Raw genomic sequence first — 16728 nt, forward strand, 5'->3', positions numbered from 1 at the left:
GTCTGTCGACGGTGAAGGAGCTGAGCGATGATTACGCGCCCCTATGTCGCAGGCGTCGATTCGTCGACGCAGTCGTGCAAGGTGGTTGTCTGGGACCCGGCTGAGGGCAGGGTTGTGCGCGAGGGGCGCGCCCCTCACCCGGAGGGTACCGAGGTGGATCCCGAGGCCTGGTGGCAGGCGTTTCTCGCGGCGGCGGAGGCGGCCGGCGGGTTCGAGGACGTGCGCGCTCTGAGCATCGGCGGCCAGCAGCACGGAATGGTCGTCCTGGACGAGCGCGGTCGGGTGATCCGACCGGCATTGCTGTGGAACGACACGCGCAGTGCGTCTGCGGCCCGTGAGCTGATAGCTGAGCGCGAGGACGGGTGCCGCGACGCCGAGAACGCGGGCGGCGCGTCGGGCGCGGCTTGGTGGGCCAACGCGACGGGATCCGTTCCCGTGGCATCGTTGACGGTCACGAAGCTGCGTTGGCTGGCAGATAACGAGCCGGAGGCCGCTCGGCGGGTGGCCGCCGTGTGCCTGCCTCACGACTACCTGACATGGAGGATCGCGGGAGGTTTCGATCGGGTCGGCCTGGAGGGCTTGGCGACCGATCGATCCGACGCCTCGGGCACGGGATACGTTGACCGGTCGGGTCGGACGTACCGGCGCGACATTGTGGCGCAGGCACTACGGTGCGACGCCGCCCGGGCCGAGCGGATCGCTCTCCCGCGGATTGTTGGCCCGCACGAGGCCGTGGGCTGCGGGGACGAGGCGCGGGGCTGGGGTGAGATCACGCTGGGTCCGGGCGCGGGAGATAACGCGGCGGCTGCACTGGGTGTCGGGTTGAGGCCGGGATCGGCGCTGCTCAGCCTGGGGACGTCGGGGGTGGTTGCGGCCGTCTCGGAGCGTCCGGTGTCGGACCCGTCGGGTCTTGTGACGGGTTTCTCGGACGCGTCGGGCCGGTGGCTGCCACTGGCGTGCACTCTCAACGCATCCCGGATCATCGACGCGATGATGCGGGTGACGGGCCTGGGTTACGAGGAGTTCGACGAGGCGGCCCTGTCGGTCCCGGACGCGGGCGGGCTGCGGCTGATCCCATACTTCGAGGGCGAGCGCACGCCGAATCTTCCGGAGGCGACGGCAAGCCTGGAGGGGATGACCCTGTCCAATTGTGACCGCGCGCACGTTGCCCGCGCAACGATCGAGGGGCTGCTGGCTCTGATGCGCGGGGCGCTGGACGCGGTGCGCGCGCAGGGGGTTGCGGTCGAGCGCGTGCTTCTGGTCGGCGGGGGCGCCCGGTCGAGCGCGGTGCGCGCCCTGGCCTCGGAGGCGCTGGGGGCCACCGTCGAGGTTCCCCATCCCGGGGAGTACGTTGCCCTGGGTGCGGCGATGCAGGCTGCCACCGTGGAGGTTTCTCCTCCGGCGTTCCCGCGGGTCGAGGACGGATCCGCGAGGGCGGGTGAGACGAATGTTTGACGAGTCGATCGTTCGCTGGGGCACGCACAGCGCGAAGTGGGACCTGCTGGCCGCCGACCTCGGACAAGACGCTGTGTCCCTGTCCGTGGCGGACATGGAGTTCGCGACGTGCCCCGCGGTGTCGCGCGCGATCACGCGGGCGTGCGAGCCGGGCATCTTCGGCTACACGGAGGTCTTCGATGACTTCCGCGAGGCCGTGCGGGGGTGGCAGGCGCGTCGCCACGGGTGGAGTCCCGCGGTAGGCGACGTGCATTTCTTCCCTCGCATCGTCCAGTGCGTGTCGGCCCTGTGTGCGATCGTCTTTCCCGGGCAGTTGGGACGCGCGCCCCGGGTTGTCACTCTGGATCCCGCGTATGGACCCATCATCGAGGTCGTCGAGCGCGCCGGCTGCGAGCTGCGTCGGGTCCCCCTGGACCTGTCGGAGGGGCGCGTCGTCATCCCCGAGCGGCGCTTCGCGGAGGCCATGCGGGACGCGGACCTGCTCCTGTGGTGCAACCCGCACAATCCGACGGGCCGGGTGTGGACATCGGAGGAGCTCGACATGGTCTCCGCGCTCGCTCTCACCTATGGCGTGACGGTCCTTTCCGACGATATTCACGCCGACTTTCAGCGCCCGGGTCGAAACGGCTACCAGCCGCTGGCCATCCACTCGCAGCAGCTGTGGGAGTCCGGCCGACTCATTCAGTGTTGCTCTCCGGGCAAGACGTTCAACAGCGCGGGTCTGGAGGCCTCGGCAATCGTCGTTCGCGGGGTACTCGGTGCGCGCCTCGAGGAGGCCAAGCGCCTCATGGGCCTGCACAACCCGAATTTCTTCGCGATTCCGGCGGCGATCGCAGCATGGAACGAGGGTGATGAGTGGGTGGACCAGCTGCGTGAGCGGATTGACGCGAATCTTCGCGTCGCGGTTGCTCGTCTGAGGGAGGAGCTTCCGCTGGCTCGGGTCGTTGACCCCGATGGGACGTATCTCGTGTGGGTGGATGCTCGCTCGTATCTGCCCTCCGCGACGCTTCTGGCCGAGGCGGTGGCCCGCTCGCGGGTTGCCGTATCTGCCGGGGAGGACTTCGGGGAGCAATACGAGGGATTCTTCCGCATCAACGTCGCGCTTCCCAAGCGCGATCTCGAGCGCGCACTCGAGCGCCTGTGCGAGGCGATCCTCGCTCTTTCAGTTCACTGAACGGTCGCGCACCGTCGCGGGACCGCAACTATTCGAAAGGAACGTACATGTCAGAGACTCAGTCGGGCAAGCGCGCTCACCGCGCTCCTTCCCTGCTGATCGCGGCCATTCCCGCGGTCACACTGATCGCGCTGTTGGGGGGCGGCTACATTGCGGCCAGCCTGCCGGTGGAGCCGCTGCTGATCGCCTCGGCGGTTGTCGCGGGGCTCGTTGCCCTCTACCTGGGGTACACGTGGGATGAGATCATCGGGGCAATCGCGGAGAAGATCGCGAAGACCATGCCGGCGATCCTGATCCTGATCGTCGTCGGCGCGCTGATCGGCACGTGGATGGCCGGCGGGACCATTCCTATGCTCATCTACTACGGGCTGAAGATCATTAACCCGCAGTTCCTCGCGCTGATCGCCCTGGTGGTGACCGCCATCGTGTCGCTGTGTACGGGCACGTCGTGGGGGTCGGCGGGCACGATCGGCGTGGCGTTCATGGGCGTTGCGGTTGGCGTTGACGCGAACCTGCCGATGGTGGCGGGAGCCATCGTGGCGGGTGCCTACTTCGGCGATAAGCTCTCTCCCCTGTCGGATACGACGAACATCGCGTCGCTGGCAACGGGCGTCAACCTGTTCACTCACATTCGGCACCTGATGTGGACGACGGTGCCCGCATTCCTGACGTCGGCCGCCGTGTACCTGATCTTCGGCCTGCAGTCCTCGGGTGGAGCGGTGCCCGAGAAGGTGGGGACGATCCTCGCGACCCTGGATTCCGCGTTCAACTGGAACCTGCTTCTGCTGGTTCCCGTGGTGGTCGTCCTCGCCGGGTCCGTGATGAAGCTGCCGACGGTTCCCGTCATGCTCGTCTCGTGCGCGACGGCTATGTTCAACGCGGTTGTGTTCCAGCACGTCTCTTTCAAGGATTCCGTGGTTGCCTCGGTGGATGGGTTCAAGATCAAGATGGTCGGCAAGGCGGGCTTCGCGGCCGACTCGGTGATTGAGGACGTGACGCGCCTGCTCGAGCGCGGCGGCATGAACTCGATGATGAGCGTCCTGCTGATTTGTTTCTGCGCGATCGCCTTCGCGGGCACCGTGTCCGTGTCCGGGTCGCTGGACGTGCTGATTTCGAGCCTGCTGGCTCCCGTGAAGTCGACCTTCGCGCTGATCGCGTCGACGATCGTGACGGGCCTGGCGGTCATCGGCATCACGTCGAACGGTCAGGTGTCGCTGCTGATTCCGGGTGAGATGCTGCGCGGAGAGTACATCAAGCGCGGCCTGCACCCGAAGAATCTGTCTCGGACCATCGAGGATGCGGCGACCGTGTGGGAACCGATCTTGCCGTGGACGTCGGCGGGCGCCTACATGGCGGGGACGCTCGGCGTTGCGACCCTGTCGTACATGCCGTGGGCGATTTCGAACTGGATTGCGATCCTCTTTGCCCTCGTGTGGGGCGCGACCGGCATCGGCATCGCGAAGCTGACCCCAGAGGAGCAAGAGGCTCTCGAAGCGGAGGGCTGATCGCTCGCGCGCGGGGGTGGGGGTTCCGTCCGGGACCCCCACCCCTTTGTCGTAGCCCCGGCCTCGGCGCGGAGGCCGCCACGACGCGAGGTGGCGCGCCCGGCCGGTCCCCCGCTCGCCCGTCAGTACGCGAGCCCCTTCGGCTGCTCGGCGGGCGGCGGGCACCGACTCGCAGACGGCGGCTGGGGGCGAGCTCTCGGTCGCCCCCAGCCTCGGGTGTGGTCGCGACGGCGCGGCCTCAGAGGTTGCCCACGACGGCCGCGCGAGGCCCCCTCTCTCCGGTGGCGGCATCTCGCCAGGCCTCAAGCGCACGTAGGAAGGCTGTCGCGCCGGGATCTTGCAGGCCGATCGACCGGTCCTGCAGCCACGAGGCTCGTCCGCGCTGGGACTGCAGGTCTCGGGTGGCCACGACGGCTGCGGCCGAGGACGAGATCGCGCTTTCGAGGGCTCCCAGGGCGAGGTCGCTATCCGTGGCCACCTGCGGATTCGCCGCGAGACTGTCGGCCAGCGAATCGACGGCGGGCACCATCGCGTCGAGGATCGTCTTGTCTCCCACCTGACTCTTGCCACGGTGCGAGATCGAGTTCGCGGCCGCGCGGATAAATGCCTCCGCTTCCGCCGCGGTCACGTCCTCGCATCCGACCCAGACCTTCGAACCGGCAAGCAGTCCTCCGGCCACGAGCGCCGCCATCGTCGACGGATTCGCGTTCGCGAATGCTCTCGCGCAGGCTCGCGCCACGTCGGAGGGGACCGGCTCGGGCTCGGTGGGCATGGCGTCGAGGGCCTCGATCACCGCACGCGCACCCGCGGAGATCGTGATACCCAGGTCGCCGTCGCCGAGAACCTGGTCGAGGTCGCGCAGTTCGTCCGAGGACTCGATCAGCAGCGACATCGAGGCCTGGATCTGGCGTATGAGTTCACGCGATCGCATGCTCACGCCTCCCTGAAGAACGGGGACTGGGCGGGAGCGTCGAGGAGCTCGAGGAGAGCGTCGTCAACCTTGAGGAGGGAGATGGAAGCTCCGGCCATCTCCAGGGAGGTCGCGTACTCGCCGACGTAGCGTCGCTCGATGACGACCCCCAGGTCGGTGAGACGGCGATGCGTGCGCCTGTACAGCAGGTACAGTTCCTCCAGCGGCGTGGCTCCCAGGCCGTTGACAAGGACGGCGACGCGGTCTCCCTCGTGCAGACTCAGGTCCGGGATGACGGAGTCGAGGATCCGATCCGCGATCTCGTCGGCGGTTCCCAGGGGTCCGCGGTGAATGCCGGGTTCGCCGTGGATGCCGATGCCGATTTCCATCTCCCCGTCGGGCAGCTCGAAGGAAGGGGAACCGGTTGTTGGGAGAATCGTCGGGGACAGGCCAACGCCCATCGTGGCAGTGTTGTCGACGACTTTCTGGGCAACGGCGGCAACCTCGTCGAGCGAATCCCCCCGCTCGGCGGCCGCGCCCGCGGCCTTGTAGGCGAAGAAGATGCCCGCGACACCTCGACGATCCCGAGCGCGTTCCTTGGGTTGAGAGGCCACGTCGTCGCAGCCGAGCACGGTGCGCGTCTCGATTCCGTCAAGTTCGAGCAGGTCGACGGCCAGGTCGAAGTTGAAGACGTCGCCGCCGTAGTTTCCGTAGAGGAAGAGCACGCCCGCGCCGCCATCGACCGCCTTGGCTGCATCCGCGCACTGCTGGACCGACGGGGAGGAGAAGACGTTGCCGATGGCGACGCCCGAGCACAGGCCTCGTCCGACGTAGCCTTTGAAGAGGGGGAGGTGACCCGAGCCGCCCCCGGTCACGATTCCCACCCTGCCCGCGGCCGGGCTGTCGGCGCGGACGAGAACGCGGCGGTCGTCGCCGGGTGTCTTGACCTGATCGGGGTGAGCCAGGAGAATGCCCTCGACCATCTCATCGACGAACTGGTCGGGGTTGTTAATGATCTTCTTCATGATCATTTCCTTTCTGTTGAACCGCTGTCGTGAGCGGCTACCGAATCTGTGCGCCTGACGGCAATGGAGAGGTGCGATCGAACGTCTTTCCAGTCGATGCAGTCGAGGACGAGTACACCGATGAGGATCACTCCCTGTGCGATGGAGTATTGGAAGGCGGACAGCCTCATCGAGGTGAATCCGCTCTGGACGACCTGGAGGGTCAGGGCGGCCAGGAATACGCCCCCGACGGTGGCGAAGCCTCCGTTCGGGTTCGTCCCCCCGAGGACGGCGATGACGATGACGAGCAGGACGTAGGAGGCGCCGTAGTCGGCCGAGGCCGTGGGGTTTCGGGCGATGAACACGATTCCCGTCAGCGATCCGAGGAGGCCCGTGAGCAGGTAGGAGCTCATCAGGATGCGCGTCGAGCGGATGCCCGAGAACTTCGCAGCCGTCCCGTTGGAGCCCTCGAGGGAGAGGGACAGGCCCAGCGGGGAGCGATTCAGGATGAAACCGACGAGCAGGGCGACGAGGCCGAAGACGATGAAGAGGAGGGGGACGCCCGCGACGGCCGTCTTCCCGAAGGCGGTGAGGGCTTCGGGGGATCCGTAGAGGGTCTTTCCTCCGGTCCACACGACGGCTAATCCGTTGAAGATCTGCATGGTGCCCAGCGTGGCCAGGATCGGGGTGACGCCCACGTAGGCGATGAGAACGCCGTTGACGAGGCCGCAGGCGAGGCCCACGACCAGGCCGATGAGGATGATGACCGGGCTCCACTGTTCGGCTCCCGCGCCGCCCAGGACCGAGGAGGTGTAGAGCGTGGAGACGGTGATCGCGCACAGGTTGGCGATGGCGACCAGCGACAGGTCGATGCCGCCGGTGACCATGGAGATCATCATGGCGATGGAGAGGATCCCGATCTCCGCGACCCCGAGGAGCATGTTTTGCAGGTTCAGTCCCGTGAGGAAGACGCTCGGGGACAGGACCGAGAACGCTGCGATGGCGACGAGGAGGATGAGGACCATTCGGCCGATGGACCTGTCGCGTCTGAGCCGAGACAGCAGGGAGGCGCTCAAGAGGTCGATGCGGGAGTTGGTTTCACGAAGTGTCGTATTCATGGCGCTCATCCTTCGACGGCCTGGGGGGCGGCGTTGCTGTGGTCGACCTGCGCGTTCTTGCTGCGCAGGAGCCTCGTTCCTCGTTTGGCGGCCAGGGCCTGAATGCCGACGCCGGCGACGAGGAGCAGGCCGACTGCGGCGCGTTGCCATGCGCTCGGAACTCCGATGAGGATCAGCGAGTTGTTGATCAGCTGCACGAGGAGGACCCCGAGGATCGTTCCCCGGACGGAGCCTCGTCCCCCGAAGATTGACGCGCCCCCGAGGACGACGGCGGCGATGATGTCGAGTTCGTGCCCGACCAGCTCCTGGGGGTTGGCCGAGCGCCCCAGGATCATGTAGACCATTCCTGCGGTCGCGGCCAGGGTTCCCGCGATGACGTACACGCAGATCTGCGTTCTCTTGACGTTGATTCCGGCTCGGTGCGCGGACTCGGTGTCGCCTCCGATCGCGTAGATGGAGCGGCCGAACATCGTCTTGCTGAGGATCAGAGCGATGACGATCGCCAGGACGATGGCCGGGATGATCATCGAGTGGAGCAGGGCGACGCCGGTATCGGTGTCGACCGAGACGATGTTGGCGGTCGAGGCCGAGGCCATTCCCTCTGGCAGCTGTGCGATGTACGTGGAGCCGATGTAGGCCAGGAGGAAGCCCTGGAAGATGCCCTGGGTGCCGAGGGTGACGATGAGGGTCGGGAGTTTGAACCTCGAGATCAGGTAGCCGTTGAGGAGTCCCAGCACGGCTCCGATGATGAGGGCCATCGCGAAGGATCCGAACAGGCCGATGTTGATGCCTCGGCTCAGTTGGAACACGATGGTGGCGTAGGAGGCGAAGGAGGCGATCGCCGCGAAGGAGACGTCGATTCCGCCGGAGATGATGACGAGGAGGACGCCCAGGGCGTAGATCGTCGGGACGATGGAGGAGCGCAGGAGGGAGAAGAGCGTGGAGACCGTGAAGAAGGCGGGGCTGATCGCGGACATGACGAGCGCGAGCACCACCAGGACGGTGAGGACGATTCCCTCGCGGTTGGGTCCCCAGATCCAACGCAGCACGTTGCGAGCGACGGTACTCATGTTCATGACACGACCATCTTTCTAATCATTCGAGCATCGACGTCCTCTTCGGCCAGTTCGGCGGCGATGTGGCCGCCCTTGGTGATGAGTACGCGGTGGCAGCAGGAGACGAGTTCGGGGGCGTCGTCGGAGATGATGACGATGGCCATTCCGGCGGCGGCTTGCTCTCGTAGAATCTCGAGGATCTCGGCTTTCGATCCGACGTCGACACCGACCGTGGGGCCGTTGAGGATGAGGACCTTGGGCGAGCGCGCAAGCCACTTGGCGAGGACGACCCTCTGGGCGTTTCCGCCGGACAGTGAGCGCACGGGAGCCAGGACGTCGGGGGCTTTGATCCGGAGGGCCTCGAAGTAGTGCGCGATGGTGCGCCGAATCCGCTCCTTGCGGAGCGTGTGGAGCTTCGAGGTGTGGTGGTCGATGGACGCGGCGATGACGTTGTCCGCGATGGACTTGTCAAGGAAGAGGCCCTCGGTGAGGCGGTCTTCGGGGACGTATCCGATGTGGGCGTCGATCGCCTGCTTGATGGAGGCAACCTCGACCTGTTCGCCGTCGATGGACACTCGTCCACTGTCGATCGGAAGGAGGCCGAAGAGGGCCTGCGCGATTTCGGTTCTCCCCGATCCGAGAAGTCCGGTGATTCCGAGGATCTCGCCTTTTTTCACGGAGAAGGAGACGTTGTCGAAGCGGCCCGCGGAGGTCAGCGCTTCGACTCGCAGGCGTTCGGGGGCGTCGTCGTCGAGGGGTGGCACGCGTCTGCTCTGGTCGAGTTCCTTGCCGGTCATGTAGTGGGTGATCTTCTCGCGGTCGAGCTCCTCGACCGGGGAGTCGATGACGTTGCGGCCGGAGCGCATGATGGTGACGCGCTGGGAGATCGCCATGACCTCGTCAAGCTTGTGCGAGACGAAGATGAGTGCAACCCCCTCGGCGCTGAGTTTCTCGACCACCATGAAGAGTCGAGCGACCTCCCGCTGGGTCAGGGCGGTTGTTGGCTCGTCCATGATCAACAGTTTCGCGTTGCCTGCCAGGGCTCGGCAGATTGCGGTGAGCTGCTTGTCGGCGACGGAGAGCTGTTCGACGTCGGCGTCGAGGGGGAGGGCGACCCCCAGGCGTTCCACGATCGTACGGGCGTGCCGGGTCGTGCGAGAGCGGCTGTAGAAGCTTTTCTTGTCGGTCACGGAGGCGGTCATCATGATGTTCTCGGCCACGGTGAGGTTGGAGAACAGGGAGAAGTCCTGGTAGATGACCTGGATTCCGGCTTTCATCGCGCTGAGCGGCGTGAGCGCCGTGACCTCTTGGCCCTCGATTGCGATGCTTCCCGAGTCCGGCCGGTGCACGCCGGAGATGACCTTGATGAGGGTTGATTTCCCGCAGCCGTTCTCTCCGGCCAGGCACAGGACCTCTCCGGGCCACACAGCCAGGTCGACACCGTCGAGGGCTCGGACGCCGCCGAAGTTCTTGACAATATGGCGAACCTCTAGGAAGGGGTTCTCGTGCGCGCTCGAGCCTTGTCCGTTGGGGCGCGGTGCTTGTTCCACATTGGTGCGCATGTGCTCTCCTTCGAGTGTCGTGTGGGACTGCGCTGTGTGCGTGGGGAACGAGCCCCGGCCTCGCCTTTCTCGCGCCGAGGCCGGGGCCGCCTCGTTAGAAGTTGTACTTCTTGGCTTGCTCGGCGTCGGCGGCGATCTGGGCGGAGCCGACCCAGACGTTGTCGTAGCCGTCGAGCTTGTGCAGGTTGTTGTAGCCCTCGATACCCAGGTCCGTGCCCTCGGTGATGGTTCCGCCGTCAGCGAGGATCTTCGCGATCTGAAGCTGGGCCTTCCCGGCGAGGGCGGGATCCCAGAAGAAGATCTTGTCGATTGATCCGGTGGCGAGGTACTTGGCGGAGGCGGAGGGGATGGAGGTTCCCATGACGCAGACCTGGTCGGAGAGGCCGGCCTCTTCGATCGCGCGTGCGATGCCCGGGACGTCATTACCTGCGGAGCCCTGGAAGGCCTTGATGTCGGGGTACTTGCCGAGCACCTCCTTCGCCTTCTCGTAGGCGGCGGTCTCGTTGTCGGTGGACTCGATGGGGGTCTCGACTCGCTCCATGCCTGGGAAGTTCTTCTGCTGGTAGTCGTAGGCGGCCTCGACCCACTCCATGTGGGTCTTGGCGGTCAGGCCGCCGACGAATTGCACGTACTTGCCGGTGCCGCCAGTGCATTCGCCGATGCTCTTCATGATGTCGACCCCGTAGGAGGCGTTGTCGAAGGCTTCGATGTCGACGTCGACGTTCTTGATGCCGGTCGCCTCATGGGAGACCACCTTGATGCCCTGGGCTCGGGCCTGCTCAAGGACCGCGGAGAGGGCCTCGGGGGAGTTGGGGACGACGGTGATGGCCGCGGGCTTTTGCGCGATGAGATCCTGGATGATCTGGATCTGCTTCTCGGGGGAGACGTCCGTTCCTCCCTCCGTTCGCGTGTCGTAGCCGTTGGCGGCGCCCCACTCCTTGACTCCGACGTCCATTCGATCAAACCAGGCGATTCCCTTGACCTTGACGACGGTGACCATCGTCTTGCTGGCATCGCCTGAGGCCGATCCGGTGGTGCTCCCGGGGTTCTCCCCCGCCGTCCCACCGACGGTCGAGCAGGCCGTCAGAGCCAGGATCGACGCAATGGACATCGCTGCCGCGCTCAGTCTTCCGATCTTCATGTCGTCACTTCCTCGTGATCTCGTTGGCGGACGCTGTGGGTTCGCCATCTCCCGCGATGGCGCACGCAACATGGCGTGACCCGCGTCGCAATCACCAACAATACACGCGCTTTCGCGCATGTGCAACTCTCTTTCGCGCATATCACATGCACTGAAGCGGCCATCAACGCGCGGTCTCCTCCGCTTGTTTGCACGGTTACATGCAAATACTGAGCGAATAACTCCCCATAGACTGCGATTACCCGCGAGATCCCTCGTTGCGCGGTATCGCGCACATTCGCTCCGAAAGTTCGCTACAGTGTCAAGAGGGCGGAGTCCGCGATGCCCTGTTGCAGGCATCCGTCGTCGATTCCGCCGCCGTCCCCCGTCCGTAGCCAGCAGAAGGAAGCATCGTGACCCGGCAAGACACCATTGTTTCCATGATTGAGGCGACAGGCTTCGAGACCGTGTCCTCCCTGGCGGAAGCCCTCGAGGTCAACGTGTCAACCATCCGCAGGGACCTGGAGCACCTTGCCGAGGCGGGCCTCGTGCGCCGCACCCACGGAGGCGCGATCCCCGTCCCGCAGGACGAGGACACCGAGGAGTTCCTGCACGATTCGCCCAACCGAGCCGAGAAGCGCGCGATCGGGCCGGCGATGGCGGAGCGGATCCTGGACGGGCAGTCCGTCTTCCTCGACTCGGGGTCGACGTGCCTGGAGGTTGCGCGCGCCCTCAACGCCCGCCGCGTCACCGTGGTGACGCACGACCTGCTGGTGGGCCTGGAGATTTTGAAGAAGCCTTCCCTGAACCTGGTGTTCGTGGGCGGCGAGCTGCTGCCCAACCGGACACACATGTGGGGGCCGACCGCGATCGACCAGCTGGACCACATCCGCGTGAACACCGCCGTGTTTGGGGCAAACTCGGTGATGGAGGACGGCATCTACGCCTCCTCCGGCTACTCGATCGAACTGCAGCAGAAGGTCCGCTCGATCGCGTCGACCGCCTACTTCGTCGCGGACTCCACCAAGTTCGGCCGCAACGCCCTCTACAAGGTCCTCGGCATCGACGCCTTCACCGCGGGCATCACCGACTCCTACCTCTCCCCCATCTCGGCCGCCGCCTACCCGATCCCCCTCATCCGGGCCGAGGTCGCGCAGGGTTAATTAAGGGATGCGCCGCACCACCGCGGCGCGCCAGATACACTTCCCACGTAGTTAACCGAGGGCGAGGAGCCCCTTATCAATGTCCATGCAGAAGCGCCATTCCTAAGGACGCAAACCCGCATACAAGTAGAGTCCCGTAGAACGGCAGAATCGCCCACCCTCTAATGACCGAGCAGTGCTCCAAGAATCGGGTTCTCCTGGTTTCCCCAGAGCACTGGTAATTCAGCGAATATGGAGGAACATCGGGGTCACCAGCCGCTATACGCTCGTAGAGGTCGCGATATTTGCGCTCAGTCCTCAGGTATCCAACATCCAGGAATGCGAAAACAACCGTAGCAACGATGCCTAGGAGAGCAAGTGCGACGGAGCACTTCGTGAGTGAATACCCATAAGCTGCCGTCACGACGGGAAGTAACCAACTTTTCGTGTTGGAAGACGATTGCGCCATACGACTGATGACGTTCTGAGCAAAGGATAGATGCTGCCGACGATCCTCTGGTGTAGCGGAGCTATAAGGAAGAAGAGTTGTTGCGCGTAACTTCGCTAGAGTCCGATCCTTCTCCTCATCAGAGAAGTCTGTCTTGGATGGCCAAATTTCCCCAAAGGCATCGCCATCCCATCGGGGGACAATATGTACGTGGACATGAGGAACGGTCTGTGTAGCTGCCTCACCGTTGGATTGGATGATGTTGATTCCATCCGGATGCTGGGTTTCGCGCAGGCTCATAGCCACGGCTTGGGCTGAAGTCATCACCGCGCTAACCTCGTCAGCAGTCAACGCGGTGAACTCTTCAACATGGCGGCGAGGAATCACCATACAGTGACCAAGAACAGCAGGCTCTGTTGGGAAGATAATCACGACCTTGTCGTTACGTGCAACTTCGCGAACAACAGCGTCTTCTCCGCGAACAATCGCACAAAAGGGACAGGGACAGCACTGTAAGCTAGTCACTTCCTGATACATCCTTGCCCTACCCAGTATTTCAAGTTCGACGACAGCTCATCATATGTAGCCTTAGAGTCAATTTTTCCCCAAATATCGCGCCGTGTGGGGTCGAAGATTGGAAGTCCAGGATTGTATCCTCTAAATCCGTTGATACTACAAAATGGATCTGCTCCTTCAACGTCTGTAGATCCCATTGACGAAAGTCCGTGAATACGTATTCCGAGGAGAGGTTTACGCAGGTCCCATGCTCGCTGAATCTCGTACTTCACCCATGGGCGAGAAGCAGTTTGTGCGCCGATAAGTACAACGACAGCACTCTTCCACTTCATCTGTTCGTCAATCCAATCACGGATAGCCTCGTCACCTTTTACGCGAACCGCTTCCCACTCTTGAGCGTTGAGAAGTTTCTGCCCTTCGACACTTCCCATGTTACGGATTAACTGCACACGGTGAACATCTCGTTCATAGTGAAAACTATAGAAAACAGCCATTTGAGTTATGCCTTTCTTTTGACTTGGCCTGATTTTTAGGACCAGCGTTTTAAGGATCATTGATTGTTATTGTTGGTGCCGCTTCCATTGGCGCATCGATTACTTGGACAAGAGCCAGACCACGTTTCCTCTCTGTGTACCGACTATCATCACACACCCTCTTGTTGCAGTAGCGCTCAATGGACAGCCGCCAGGTCATCCTCTTCCTTAAGAAGCAAGGGATAGTCAGAGTGCAGTGTCAGTTGTTCAGCCGACACAATAAATGGGTTATCGTCGCTGCCTTCAACCTCAATGTAGACCATGCCATCGATGACCTCGCCAGCACGGAACCGATCACCAACACGCAGGACAAGACCACCGCCACACTCAACGTCAGCAGAGACCGTATGTACCTCAGAAAGCTCATGAGCATCGGATTGGACAAATCTTGAACGCACCCATTCAGTAACCTTCGCCTCGACAGTCTGACGATCACCCATTTTGACGCCACAATTAACACCAAAACGGTAGGCAAAACCCGCGAGAGCTGCAACACAGCCAACAGCAATTACACCGGCTTTAGCTGGCCCTCCTATTGCCTTGATTCCCGTAGTGACCATCTGATATGCCCCGAGATTACTCATCGCTGCCCTATATCCTTCCTTGGACCACGGGCACGCGACATAGCAGCCCGTACACTTACTGAGAAGTATACCCAAAGTTGGCCGACACTATCAACGAAACGGCGGAAACACATACCCATTATCGGCTCTTGCGAGTCGAGTGTGGGTGGTCGGGTGTTGGTCGGGGGGTTGCGGGTAGAGGTCGAGGTCCTTGATGATGAGCGGACTTCTACCCCCGCTGTCGTCAAGGACCTCGGGCGGTGTCTCACCCTACCTGCTGCTGCTCTGTGTCGCTTGATCGTTGTGATCTGCTCGTCGACTTGGAGGGCTTCCATCTGATGAGTGTAGCTCGCACCCCAGGGGCTCTGGTGCTCGATGTTGAGTCATGCAACCAGCTGGTTGGCTGCCCTGGGTGTGGGGTGATCGCACAAGGCCCCGGGCGCGTTTGGGTGTTCGGGCGATCCGCTGGGCGATCCGACAGTTGCGCTTCGAGGGAGCCACTATCTCGGGGCTGGCCCGCCAGTTAGGAACCACGTGGAATACCGTGTGGTCCCATATCAAGCCGTGCCTGCAAGCCGCATCTGATGACCCCGCCCCCGCCCGTTTCGCAGGGGTGCGGGTGCTGGGGGTCGGTGAGCACGTGTGGCATCACCAGGACCGACGCCTCCGGGGCCCGTGTGAGCTCACCGGCATCGTCGACCTGACACGTGGGAAGGATCATCCTACGGCCCGCTTGTTGGCTCTGGTCCCAGGAAGGTCTGGCACCGCGCATGAGAACTGGCTGGCCGAGCGCGGCGAAGACTTCCGTGCGGGGTGCAAATCGCGACGCTAAACCCCTTCCAGGGACAGCAAGAACGCCATCGACGATCAACTCCAAGACGCCACCAGCGTCCTGGATGCCTTCCATATCGTCAAGCTCGCCGGTGATGCCCCAGGTGAGGTACGCCGTCGCATCCAGCAAGACGCCCTGGGTAACCGCGGACGCAAGGGCGATCCCCTCTACCAAATCCAGCTTCTCCTGCGCGCCTCACATACGCAGGCTCACCCCATGTCAACAAGAACGACTGTGAGGCCTTCGTGGCAGATGAGGCGCATATCAGTGTCGAAGTCGCCTACCACTGCGCCCAACAAGTCCGAGACCTCTTCCATCAAGCCACACCCACCCAAGGCCAACGCCTGGCCGCTCACCTCATCGAGCGCCTACCAGCCTGTCCCATCCCCAAAATCGCCCGACTGGGTCGAACCCTACGCAAATGGAAGGACGTATTCTTGGCCTACTTCGACACAGCCGGAGCTAACAACGCACTCCACCGAAGCCATCGACGGAATCATCGAACTAGGAAGACACACCGCCAAAGGCTACCGCAACCCCACCAACCACCAACTCCGAATGCTCCTCATCGCAGGAGGCCTAGACGCCGCCACCCACACCCAACTATCAAGAACCGGTAAACCCCGCCCTGGTCCCATCCCTGGAAGCGGCGAGCAGCCGGTGAATAGCCCGTACCTGGCTGGAAGTGAGCAGCCGTTGGGCGGCAAGGGCATCAAGGAAGTCCAGGTCTGCTGCCGTCTGTGTTTCTGCCTGCAGCACGCTACGGTGGCCTGGCTGCTCATGGGTGCCTGCCCCGGGTTCCGAAACGGGTGCGGATATGGCAGGAGTGCATGCAGTACTTGCGGTGCTTGTCGCCGTAAGACTCGAAGGTGGCCCCGCAGCCGGCGCAGATGTGGGTGGTGATGGCGCAGCGCTCAAGCATCATCGGGTGGGCGTACCATCAGGATATGCGGCAGGACCGGCCGCAAAACCACTGCCCACGCCGGGACTGGTCGATGGCTTTCCCGCTGTGCTCGCACACCCCATTTGTTGGGTGTGCCATTGGCGTGCGGGCTGATGCTTTTGCGCCTACACCACGACTTAATCGTCCTCGCCCGACGCCGGTTATTGCTGCGATCCGCCCGAAGCTGGCTCCACCTTCCCTAAGCGAGATGATCTTTCGCTTCACGTGTGGCTCCATGGTCTATTCACCGTCCGTTCCCCCATGGGTCCTTGCCCACGGCGTAAACCGGACACGGCGCGTTGCTTTCATGGGCGGCAGTGGGGGTGCTGCCACGCTCTAGGTGGCGGCAGGCTGGTGGTGATAACCCCCGGATATGGCGAGGCGCCCAACCCACCAAGGGCTGGTGGATGAGGGCGCAGTGCCATACAAGGCCGGAGGTCAGGAGAGCTCGCGGTTGACGATCGCCTGCACGCCGTCGTAGAGGTGGCCAAGCCGTATCCTGTGCTACCTCGCCAGCATGTCCAAGCAGTCGTTCTTCGCACTCGATGCCACCGGTGCCCTGAGGTCGGAAGCGCAAGAGGCCATCGCCGCACACACGGTCATCTCGCTCGACGCCGACGAAGAGTCCTTCTTCGGCTACATCACGGGCTTGTCCACTGACAAACGCCCCACATTCGGGATCCCTGCCGATCGGCTGCCCGCGTTCCACAGGAAGCGTCAAGGCAAGGGCGGCAGTGACGGGCAACTTGAGCTCGCTTCGACGAGTTTCACTGACCAATCCGCATGATTCTGGGGCACACGGCCCTGCCTCGCCCCTCCTTGAGTGCCGAGAACAGATAATGGAAGAC

The 16728-nt window shown here is 63.5% G+C and carries 14 protein-coding genes and 1 pseudogene; 6 read left to right on the forward strand and 9 right to left on the reverse strand.

Annotated features, from left to right (window positions below):
- Nucleotides 1-27 precede the first annotated feature (27 nt).
- Genes NQK35_RS08220 through nhaC form a run of 3 tightly spaced genes read left to right on the forward strand, consistent with a single transcriptional unit; the run spans nucleotide 28 to nucleotide 4134 of the window.
- Nucleotides 28-1455: a xylulokinase gene (locus tag NQK35_RS08220; protein WP_257113851.1), complete on the forward strand. Its 1428-nt coding sequence runs from the start codon at nucleotides 28-30 to the stop codon at nucleotides 1453-1455.
- A complete protein-coding gene (locus tag NQK35_RS08225) occupies nucleotides 1448-2629 on the forward strand; it encodes a MalY/PatB family protein (RefSeq protein WP_257113852.1) in 1182 nt (393 codons plus the stop codon). Before NQK35_RS08220 ends, NQK35_RS08225 begins: the two co-directional genes overlap by 8 nt.
- Before the next feature lie 47 nt (nucleotides 2630-2676).
- A complete protein-coding gene (gene nhaC / locus NQK35_RS08230) occupies nucleotides 2677-4134 on the forward strand; it encodes a Na+/H+ antiporter NhaC (protein ID WP_257113853.1) in 1458 nt (485 codons plus the stop codon).
- Nucleotides 4135-4372: 238 nt separating this feature from the next.
- Here nhaC and NQK35_RS08235 read toward each other — a convergent pair whose 3' ends face one another.
- The 6 genes from NQK35_RS08235 to NQK35_RS08260 form a co-directional block, all read right to left on the reverse strand.
- Complete coding sequence (locus tag NQK35_RS08235; RefSeq protein ID WP_257114787.1) at nucleotides 4373-5065, reverse strand: DAK2 domain-containing protein; 693 nt, start codon at nucleotides 5063-5065, stop codon at nucleotides 4373-4375.
- A 2-nt stretch (nucleotides 5066-5067) separates the two neighbouring features.
- The gene (locus NQK35_RS08240) at nucleotides 5068-6069 is read right to left on the reverse strand and encodes a dihydroxyacetone kinase subunit DhaK (protein WP_257113854.1); all 1002 of its coding nucleotides are present in this window, start codon (nucleotides 6067-6069) and stop codon (nucleotides 5068-5070) included.
- Nucleotides 6070-6071: 2 nt separating this feature from the next.
- Nucleotides 6072-7166: an ABC transporter permease gene (locus NQK35_RS08245; protein WP_257113855.1), complete on the reverse strand. Its 1095-nt coding sequence runs from the start codon at nucleotides 7164-7166 to the stop codon at nucleotides 6072-6074.
- A 5-nt stretch (nucleotides 7167-7171) separates the two neighbouring features.
- A complete protein-coding gene (locus tag NQK35_RS08250; RefSeq protein ID WP_048740824.1) occupies nucleotides 7172-8242 on the reverse strand; it encodes an ABC transporter permease in 1071 nt (356 codons plus the stop codon).
- Nucleotides 8239-9783 (reverse strand): sugar ABC transporter ATP-binding protein, encoded by a 1545-nt coding sequence (locus NQK35_RS08255; protein ID WP_257113856.1) that lies wholly within the window; start codon nucleotides 9781-9783, stop codon nucleotides 8239-8241. The genes NQK35_RS08250 and NQK35_RS08255 overlap by 4 nt, the downstream gene beginning before the upstream one ends.
- A gap of 94 nt (nucleotides 9784-9877) precedes the next feature.
- Entirely contained in the window at nucleotides 9878-10924 is a 1047-nt protein-coding gene (locus NQK35_RS08260; RefSeq protein WP_009212863.1) for a substrate-binding domain-containing protein, read from the reverse strand.
- 419 nt (nucleotides 10925-11343) lie between these two features.
- Between NQK35_RS08260 and NQK35_RS08265 the strand changes: the two genes are divergently transcribed.
- Nucleotides 11344-12066 carry a DeoR/GlpR family DNA-binding transcription regulator gene (locus tag NQK35_RS08265; protein ID WP_048740819.1) on the forward strand — a complete coding sequence of 241 codons (723 nt, stop codon included), beginning with the start codon at nucleotides 11344-11346 and terminating at the stop codon, nucleotides 12064-12066.
- 76 nt (nucleotides 12067-12142) lie between these two features.
- Here the strand turns inward: NQK35_RS08265 and NQK35_RS08270 are convergent, their stop codons facing one another.
- The 3 genes from NQK35_RS08270 to NQK35_RS08280 all read right to left on the reverse strand — a co-directional run bounded on the left by NQK35_RS08270 (nucleotide 12143) and on the right by NQK35_RS08280 (nucleotide 14126).
- Nucleotides 12143-13018 (reverse strand): HIT family protein, encoded by an 876-nt coding sequence (locus NQK35_RS08270; RefSeq protein ID WP_257113857.1) that lies wholly within the window; start codon nucleotides 13016-13018, stop codon nucleotides 12143-12145.
- Complete coding sequence (locus NQK35_RS08275; protein WP_257113858.1) at nucleotides 13015-13563, reverse strand: TIR domain-containing protein; 549 nt, start codon at nucleotides 13561-13563, stop codon at nucleotides 13015-13017. The genes NQK35_RS08270 and NQK35_RS08275 overlap by 4 nt, the downstream gene beginning before the upstream one ends.
- 116 nt (nucleotides 13564-13679) lie before the next feature.
- A complete protein-coding gene (locus NQK35_RS08280) occupies nucleotides 13680-14126 on the reverse strand; it encodes a hypothetical protein (protein ID WP_257113859.1) in 447 nt (148 codons plus the stop codon).
- Nucleotides 14127-14365: 239 nt separating this feature from the next.
- Between NQK35_RS08280 and NQK35_RS10665 the strand changes: the two are divergent.
- Nucleotides 14366-15543, forward strand: a pseudogene (locus NQK35_RS10665) (ISL3 family transposase); the annotation flags it as partial.
- A gap of 854 nt (nucleotides 15544-16397) precedes the next feature.
- On the forward strand, nucleotides 16398-16667 hold the full coding sequence (locus tag NQK35_RS08295) for a hypothetical protein (protein ID WP_257113861.1): 270 nt from the start codon (nucleotides 16398-16400) through the stop codon (nucleotides 16665-16667).
- Nucleotides 16668-16728 lie beyond the last annotated feature (61 nt).

The organism is Schaalia odontolytica (genome assembly GCF_024584435.1).
GTDB lineage: Bacteria > Actinomycetota > Actinomycetes > Actinomycetales > Actinomycetaceae > Pauljensenia.

What these genes read in the sequence shown, in the direction of transcription:
- nhaC (WP_257113853.1), top strand. Translation starts at nt 2,677, where the DNA reads ATGTCAGAGACTCAGTCGGGCAAGCGCGCTCACCGCGCTCCTTCCCTG.
- NQK35_RS08235 (WP_257114787.1), bottom strand. Translation starts at nt 5,065, where the DNA reads ATGCGATCGCGTGAACTCATACGCCAGATCCAGGCCTCGATGTCGCTG.
- NQK35_RS08280 (WP_257113859.1), bottom strand. Translation starts at nt 14,126, where the DNA reads ATGAGTAATCTCGGGGCATATCAGATGGTCACTACGGGAATCAAGGCA.
- NQK35_RS08220 (WP_257113851.1), top strand. Translation starts at nt 28, where the DNA reads ATGATTACGCGCCCCTATGTCGCAGGCGTCGATTCGTCGACGCAGTCG.
- NQK35_RS08245 (WP_257113855.1), bottom strand. Translation starts at nt 7,166, where the DNA reads ATGAATACGACACTTCGTGAAACCAACTCCCGCATCGACCTCTTGAGC.
- NQK35_RS08255 (WP_257113856.1), bottom strand. Translation starts at nt 9,783, where the DNA reads ATGCGCACCAATGTGGAACAAGCACCGCGCCCCAACGGACAAGGCTCG.
- NQK35_RS08295 (WP_257113861.1), top strand. Translation starts at nt 16,398, where the DNA reads ATGTCCAAGCAGTCGTTCTTCGCACTCGATGCCACCGGTGCCCTGAGG.
- NQK35_RS08225 (WP_257113852.1), top strand. Translation starts at nt 1,448, where the DNA reads ATGTTTGACGAGTCGATCGTTCGCTGGGGCACGCACAGCGCGAAGTGG.
- NQK35_RS08240 (WP_257113854.1), bottom strand. Translation starts at nt 6,069, where the DNA reads ATGAAGAAGATCATTAACAACCCCGACCAGTTCGTCGATGAGATGGTC.
- NQK35_RS08260 (WP_009212863.1), bottom strand. Translation starts at nt 10,924, where the DNA reads ATGAAGATCGGAAGACTGAGCGCGGCAGCGATGTCCATTGCGTCGATC.
- NQK35_RS08250 (WP_048740824.1), bottom strand. Translation starts at nt 8,242, where the DNA reads ATGAACATGAGTACCGTCGCTCGCAACGTGCTGCGTTGGATCTGGGGA.
- NQK35_RS08265 (WP_048740819.1), top strand. Translation starts at nt 11,344, where the DNA reads ATGATTGAGGCGACAGGCTTCGAGACCGTGTCCTCCCTGGCGGAAGCC.
- NQK35_RS08275 (WP_257113858.1), bottom strand. Translation starts at nt 13,563, where the DNA reads ATGATCCTTAAAACGCTGGTCCTAAAAATCAGGCCAAGTCAAAAGAAA.